Source organism: Pirellulales bacterium (genome assembly GCA_035656635.1).
Classification (GTDB): domain Bacteria; phylum Planctomycetota; class Planctomycetia; order Pirellulales; family JADZDJ01; genus DATJYL01.
Genome location: DASRSD010000018.1, coordinates 1 through 7,059 on the forward strand (window position 1 = coordinate 1; position 7,059 = coordinate 7,059).

The window sequence follows — 7,059 nt, forward strand, 5'->3', positions numbered from 1 at the left end:
TCCTCCAGCCGCTTGCCTACCAGCGATAACACGGCGGCTGTGGCCACGCTTCCTTCACCGCTGCCGTCGGTAGCAGTTGCTCCAGACGCCACTGGCCCGACGAACTCCATCGGCAAATCATCGACATCTAGCACGCCGTCAAAATCGACAACGATCATGCTTTCGATGGTGTTCCGCAACTCCCGCACATTGCCGGGCCAATTGTAATTCATCAGTTTGACTCGCGCAGCCAGCGACATGCTTTTAATCTGTTTATGGTGTCGCTTGGCGAACTGGCGGATGAAATGCTCGATGAGCAGCGGAATATCCTGGGCTCGTTCCACCAATCGCGGCAAGCCAATCGTTACCACCTTCAGACGATGGTACAAATCACTCCGGAACGTGCCGGCTGCAATCACGTCTTCCAAATTCCGATTGGTGGCCGACAAAATTCGCACGTTGACTTTAATGAGGTCGTTGCTGCCCACGCGCGTAATCTCACCGCTCTCCAGCACCCGTAGCAATTTAATTTGCGTCGCTGGCGGCATATCGCCCACTTCGTCCAAAAACAACGTGCCGCCATGGGCATACTCGAATTTTCCCACTCGATCCGTTGAGGCGTCGGTAAACGCACCCTTCACGTGGCCGAACAGCTCGCTTTCTAGAATGTTCTCGCTTAAAGCGGCGCAATTGAGCGCCACAAACGGCTTGGCTTTGCGCGGACTATTTTGGTGAATTGCCTGCGCCACCAGTTCCTTGCCCGTGCCCGTTTCGCCCGTAATCAGCACGCTGGCATCGGTCGGAGCAATTCGCCGCAGTCGCTCGATGACGGCATTCATTTGTGGGCTGGAGCCAACTACGCCTTCAAAGCCGAATTTCTCGTCCAGCCGACGGTTCAGTTCTTCATTGGTTTTCCGCAGCCGGGCCGCTTCCGCCGCCTTTTCAGTAACCACGCGCAATTGGGCCAAATCGAGCGGTTTTTGCAAATAGTTGAAGGCCCCTTGCTGCATGGCCAAAACGGCCGATGCCACGGTGGCATGCCCGGTAGCCAAAATCACCTCGGCTTCCGGCAACGACTGCTTCGTCCGTTTGAGCAACTCCAAGCCGTCGATATCGGCCATTTTCAAATCGGTGATGACCACCTCGTAGGAGTTATCGGTAAGCATTTGCACGCCTTGCGTGCCGGACGTAGCCACTTCGCACTGGAAACCTACGCGTTGAAGGCTTTCGGCCACGGTATGCGCGTGGACCGAGTCGTTGTCGACAATGAGCACGTGAATATCGGCAGCCTTAATGGCAGCGGAGTCAACTTCGGCAGCTGGTGACATGGCCGCGATGATACCGGGAAAAGGTGGCCGGTGACTAGTGTCTGCCTGGCAGGAGGAATCAAGGGTTCGGCAAATAGCTCGACCAAATGCTGGTTCAAACATTAATAGCCAATGTGCGATTCAACTATCTTGTGTGGCTTGAACGTCAGATTGGTTTCCGCTGTGCATCGTTTCCACACTGCAATTTGCCAGCCGCGGCGGTGTCGGCAGCACGATGGTGACTTTCGTGCCTCGACCCACTTCGCTTTCCATCGCCATGCGTCCGCCGTGGGCGTCCACAATTCGTTTAGCCGTGGGCAGGCCCAGGCCGCTGCCGTCGGGCTTAGTGGAATAAAAGGCCTCGAACATGTGTTGCTGCACGTCCGGCTCCATGCCGCAGCCTGTATCAATCAGGTCCAGTAATACGGCACCGGGCAATTCCCTGGTTCGGACCACCAACTGTCCACCGCTGGGCATTGCCTGTTGGGCATTCAGAATTAAATTCAACAAGGCCGCCTGAAATGTTTCTACATCTAACTGCACCGCTGGCAGTTCAGGGTCTAAATAGCGAATGACATCAATGTTGGCCTCGTCTGCCTGCGGTAGATAAAAATCCAGCGCGCGGGCTACCTCGGCGTTCAAATCAGCCGACTGCAGATTGAGCTGCCCAAGCCTTGCGAAACGCAAAAAATCATTGAGCAAGCTCTCCAACCGCGTGCACTGGCTTTGCACCAATTGCACCTTCGCCAAGGCCCGGCGGCTGCTATGATCTTGCGATTCAGCCAAATCCTCGGCCAGTAATTCCATATTGAGCCGAATGGTCGAAAGCGGATTCTTAATTTCGTGCGCCAAGCCGCCCGCCAGGACCGCCAATTCGGTGTATTGATCGGCGGCAGTGCGCCTTGAGTCGCCGGATGGTTTGGCCGGTTCTAGCATAATCTGCAGATGAACCGCAGAGACGCACAGACGCATAGAATTTCAAAGAGTCGAACGTTCATCGTTTTCCGCGTAAAGTTCCAAGGCTCCGCATTGAGAACAACGATAGCCGACCGACCACGATCATGCTCAATTCGTAGCGTCGCGATTCAACTTCGCTCCGTGTCTCTGCGTCGCTGCGGTTCTTCGCCGCCTTGGCTCCCATGCCCATTTCCGCCGGTGGGCGATTGGCCCAGTTCCCGCAACGCTTGCTTGCGGCTCAGCTTGACGCGGTCTTGATCGTCGACGGCAATTACCTTCACCTGAATGTATTCGCCCATTTTCACCACATCGCTGACACTGCGGACAAATTCGTCCGACAGCTCACTAATGTGGCACAACCCATCTTTGCCGGGCAAAATTTCCACGAACGCGCCGAAATCCTTGATGCTGGTGACGCGGCCTTCATAAATGCGGCCAATTTGCACCGATGCCGTCAGCGATTCCACCGCTTCCATGGCCGCTTTGGCTCCCGCCGCATCATCGCTGGCCACAATCACCGTGCCATCGTCATCCACTTCAATGACCGCACCGGTCCGCTCCTGAATGCCACGGATAGTTTTGCCGCCTGGGCCAATCAGTGCGCCAATCTTTTCCGGATCGATCTTCGTGCGCAACAGCCGCGGCGCGGTGGGCGAAATATCGGTCCGCGGCCTGGGAATGGCTGTCAGCATTTTCCGCAAGATTTGCATCCGCGCCTCGCGCGCTTGTTGCAGGGTGCCGGCGATAATTTCCTGGCTGATGCCGTCAATTTTCAAATCGAGCTGAATGCCCGTGATGCCTTTCTGCGTGCCGGCAACTTTAAAATCCATGTCGCCGAAGTGATCTTCGTCGCCGATAATATCGGTGAGCAATACCCATTGGCTGTTGGATTCCTTCACCAGTCCAATGGAAATTCCCGCCACGGGATTACTAATCGGCACGCCGGCGGCCATCAATCCCAGCGTCGCTCCGCAGACGCTGGCCATCGAACTGGAGCCGTTCGATTCAAAAATGTCCGACATCACGCGCACGGTGTAGGGAAACACATCGGGATCGGGCAGCACCGGCTTCACACTCCGCTCCGCCAACGCCCCGTGGCCAATTTCGCGCCGGCCTGGGCCGGTGATGCGTTTTACCTCGCCGACCGAAAATGGCGGGAAGTAATAATCGAGCATGAACTTTTTGGAATACTCCTCGAATAAGCCGTCCACGCGCTGCTCGTCCTTGGAGGTGCCCAACGTCACGGTGATGAGAGCCTGCGTTTCGCCGCGTTGAAAAACCGCCGAGCCGTGAACGCGGGGCAGAACATCCACCAGGCACTCAATGTCGCGCAACGTTTTGTTGTCACGCCCATCCGCCCGAGCACCGGAAAGAATTAAGTCGCGGACCACGTGCTCTTCCAGCTTGTGCCAGGCCGTGCCAAAGGCCACTGGATCGATGGCACCGGTGGCTGACGGATCGGGAATCAATGCAGCCAGCGCTTTTTCCTTCAGCTCACTCACCGCCGCCGCCCGGTTTTGCTTACCGACCGTTTGCTTGGCCGTTTTGAATGCGGCGTAATATTGTGCTTTTAGCTTGTCATACAATCCGTCAGCGGGAGCCGGCACAAATTCCGCCTTTTGCACTTGCGATTGGGCGCACAACTCTTCCTGCAACGCCACAATTTCCTTAATAATGCGGTGCGCTTCCACCAACGCGGCGGCCATTTGATCCTCGGGCATTTCGCGGGCGAAGCCTTCGATCATCAGCACGGCGTCGCGACTGCCGGAAACAATTAAATCCAGCTCGCTTTCTTCCAGTTGGTCGTGCGTCGGAAACGGCACAAACTTGCCATCGATCAAACCGAGCCGCACCGAACCTAGCGGACCTTGAAAGGGCAGGGGGGAAAGCGCCAGCGCCGCCGAAGCGCCGTTCATCGCTAACACGTCGCCGTCATTTTGCCGATCGCTGGCCAGCACGAACGATTGAATTTGCACTTCATCGTAAAAGCCGGTGGGAAACAGCGGGCGAATGGGCCGATCCATCAACCGCGATGTCAGCGTTTCCTTCATCGTCGGGCGCCCTTCCCGCTTTAAGAAGCCGCCCGGAAATTTTCCGGCCGCCGCCGTCCGTTCGCGGTAATCGCAAGTCAGCGGGAAAAAATCTCCGCCGCCAACCCGGGGCGGCCCGCTGGCCACGGCGGCAATGACCACCGTCTCGCCGTATCGCACCAAGCAACTACCGGCGGCCTGCTTGGCAAAAAATCCTGTTTCAATCGAAAAAACGCTGTCTCCAATTTGCTTTTCTACTCGAGCTTTCAATTTCGTAGTTCCTGTGTGAGTTGTGTGGGCAATCGTGTGATGAATGTATTTGTAGGTCTGCTGCTAGCAACTCGTTCGACCGGGCGCGCAATTCACCAGGGGGTCCGAGCTAAACTGGCGCGAAGCAGGCACCAGGCACTCTAACAACAAGACACTTGTGCCGGCATCCGCTACTTGCGAATTTCCAGCCGCTTGATGATGTCCAAATAGCGCTGCGGATCAACCGTTTTCAGGTAATCCAACAAGCGCCGCCGCCGACCCACCATCATTAGCAAGCCACGCCGGCTCGCATAGTCTTTCGGATGCACTTTCAAGTGGCCCGTCAGCTCCGCAATGCGCGTGGTCAACAAAGCGACCTGAATTTCCGGCGAGCCAGTATCGTCCTTTTTGCGCCGGTAACTGCCAATCAGTTCCTGCTTTCGCTCTTTGGTAATGGCCATCTGTTTGAGGATGTTCCTCCACCCTGTCCACCGCGAGCCAACAGCAATGCTTAAAGACGCCGTCGGCTGGCACGGGGCAGGAATTTGCAAAAAACCCCAGCCTTAGTATTGCCAACAATTTAATCCACCAATTTATCAGTTGGCTTAGGATTTGCAAGGCCGCCAAAAAAACGGGGCATGGCCCAATCTGGATGAAAAAATCGAATGGGTGGCCGGGGTCGAAGCCGCCGAGCCCCCGGAATTCACGCCACTGCCCAGCTCACCGATCACCGCTGCGCTGCGGCACCCGTCGACCCCAGCCAACCACACAGGATGCTCGAGCCGTTTTTCTCGAGAAGGATGGCCGCAAGGATGATTTTCACCACCGGCAGCCAGGGTGCACAAGAGGCCGAAAAGACTCATTGCACCTTGCTGCCATCGATGGTTTCTCCGCCGGCGCGGGTGGCCAGTGCTTGCCAGGTTTTCAGATCGATGGAGTCAGGAATCGTGTGGACCGATCCATCCATCAACAGCACGTTGACCACCCCGCTATGAAAGCTGCGCGAAGTGACGGCCGAGTAGGACATCGCGCCGGTCGCTGGCGGGGCGACTTCGCTTTGATTAATCCAATCCATATCGTAGGCGATGCCCCCTTGGGTGCACGGCACCAGCGTATTGGGCGTGAATGTCGCAGTAAAACCCGATTCCTTCATTCGGCCGTCCGTCCACTCTTGATGTGCAAATGAAGTGGTTTTGAACGTGCCGCCCAGGCCGCAAATCGCCGTCGGATCGGTCGGCATGGCGGGGTTCGTCAGGGCGGCGCCGCTCATGAACGGATTGAAAGCTTTCACTTCGGCCATGCACATGGTTTTGCTCAGGCCGTCGGAAAAGCTGGCTGTGGTCAACTTGGAATTCGGATAAAAAGCGCCGTTGCCGCCGGTTCCACTTGCGGCATCCCACACAAACCAAGTGCCAATGTTGACCGCATAATTCGGGGCCCAATTGTCGATGCTTCCATCGGCCGCCAATTTTGGGCTGATGTTTTGTTCCGAAGGGCAATGCAGCACCGGAATGTAAGTGCTTTTCACCGCTTGCCCGGCGGCTGTCGTTTGCGCACTGTAACTAAGGCTGAAATCAATTCCCTGATACAAGGAGTAATCCTCCAGAAACGGCAACAACCGCGCTTGCACCGACCAGGCTCCCAAATTCGGCCCTAGTCTTACGCTGGGCGGAAACACCTTCTTGGCGCTCAGGTAGTTTTGATTCGCCAATCCGAACTGCTTTAAATTGTTTTTGCACTGCGTTCGCCTGGCCGCTTCTCGTGCCGCCTGTACCGCAGGCAGCAGCACGGCAATCAGAACTCCAATAATAGCAATCACGACCAACAATTCGACCAGCGTAAATCCAGACGTATAAGAATGTTTACGAGCAGTAATTTGGCGATTCATTCTTGAACTCCATTCACAATTCCATGCCGGTAACTTTGCCGGATTCGCATTTGGCTACACCCGGCGGCTGCGATGTAAATGAGACTGGGTCTCAATTTCAATAGCACAGAATATCAATTTAAATCCGCCTGTCAATACCCTTGCTACTGCCAGGGCTTGCCTGGACAGATCATGTGGTGTTTGGCAGATGGTCCCGGATTTTTTATTTCCAGACAAAACTCCTCCTTTCTGCGCGTCGGGCGTGATGCTTCGCTCGATGTTTTCCGAGCGATTTGCACCGGCGGAGCGACAGAATCCATTCCATTTACGTCCGCCGCTGTGAATTGTTGGCAGAATGTCTCAGGGGTTAGGGAGTAGAGGGTAGGGATCAGAGACTGGAGGCTGGGCGCGGCGCGCTGCATCTGCTCCACAGCCGTGCCGAAGCAACAATCGAAAAGTTAAATTTTCAAAGACCAATCGCGGAGCCCATTCGCTCTGAGCCGTCCAACTTAGTGTACATTTGTTTCCGATGCAAGAAGCAAATTGGGCCAAACCGGAGGTGCAACTAAAAATGTGCCAGTGACTTGGCCGCGTCGATCGCAAGCTATTGCTTCTTAGACGTTCTGAGACTGCCGTCAGGAAATTTCTCAGTGACGTTGCCGCCAGGCCC

At 55.7% G+C, this 7,059-nt stretch carries 5 protein-coding genes; all 5 read right to left on the reverse strand.

Features of this window, described 5'->3' with window-relative positions:
- The coding region (locus tag VFE46_01240) for a sigma-54 dependent transcriptional regulator (protein HZZ26602.1) at positions 1 to 1,307 on the reverse strand (1,307 nt) is incomplete at its 3' end.
- A gap of 120 nt (positions 1,308 to 1,427) precedes the next feature.
- Positions 1,428 to 2,222: an ATP-binding protein gene (locus tag VFE46_01245; protein ID HZZ26603.1), complete on the reverse strand. Its 795-nt coding sequence runs from the start codon at positions 2,220 to 2,222 to the stop codon at positions 1,428 to 1,430.
- 149 nt (positions 2,223 to 2,371) lie between these two features.
- Positions 2,372 to 4,543, reverse strand: coding sequence for a polyribonucleotide nucleotidyltransferase (gene pnp / locus VFE46_01250; protein ID HZZ26604.1), 2,172 nt, complete (start codon positions 4,541 to 4,543; stop codon positions 2,372 to 2,374).
- A 170-nt stretch (positions 4,544 to 4,713) separates the two neighbouring features.
- Entirely contained in the window at positions 4,714 to 4,983 is a 270-nt protein-coding gene (gene rpsO / locus VFE46_01255) for a 30S ribosomal protein S15 (protein HZZ26605.1), read from the reverse strand.
- 398 nt (positions 4,984 to 5,381) lie between these two features.
- Positions 5,382 to 6,410 (reverse strand): DUF1559 domain-containing protein, encoded by a 1,029-nt coding sequence (locus VFE46_01260; GenBank protein HZZ26606.1) that lies wholly within the window; start codon positions 6,408 to 6,410, stop codon positions 5,382 to 5,384.
- Positions 6,411 to 7,059: the final 649 nt, after the last annotated feature.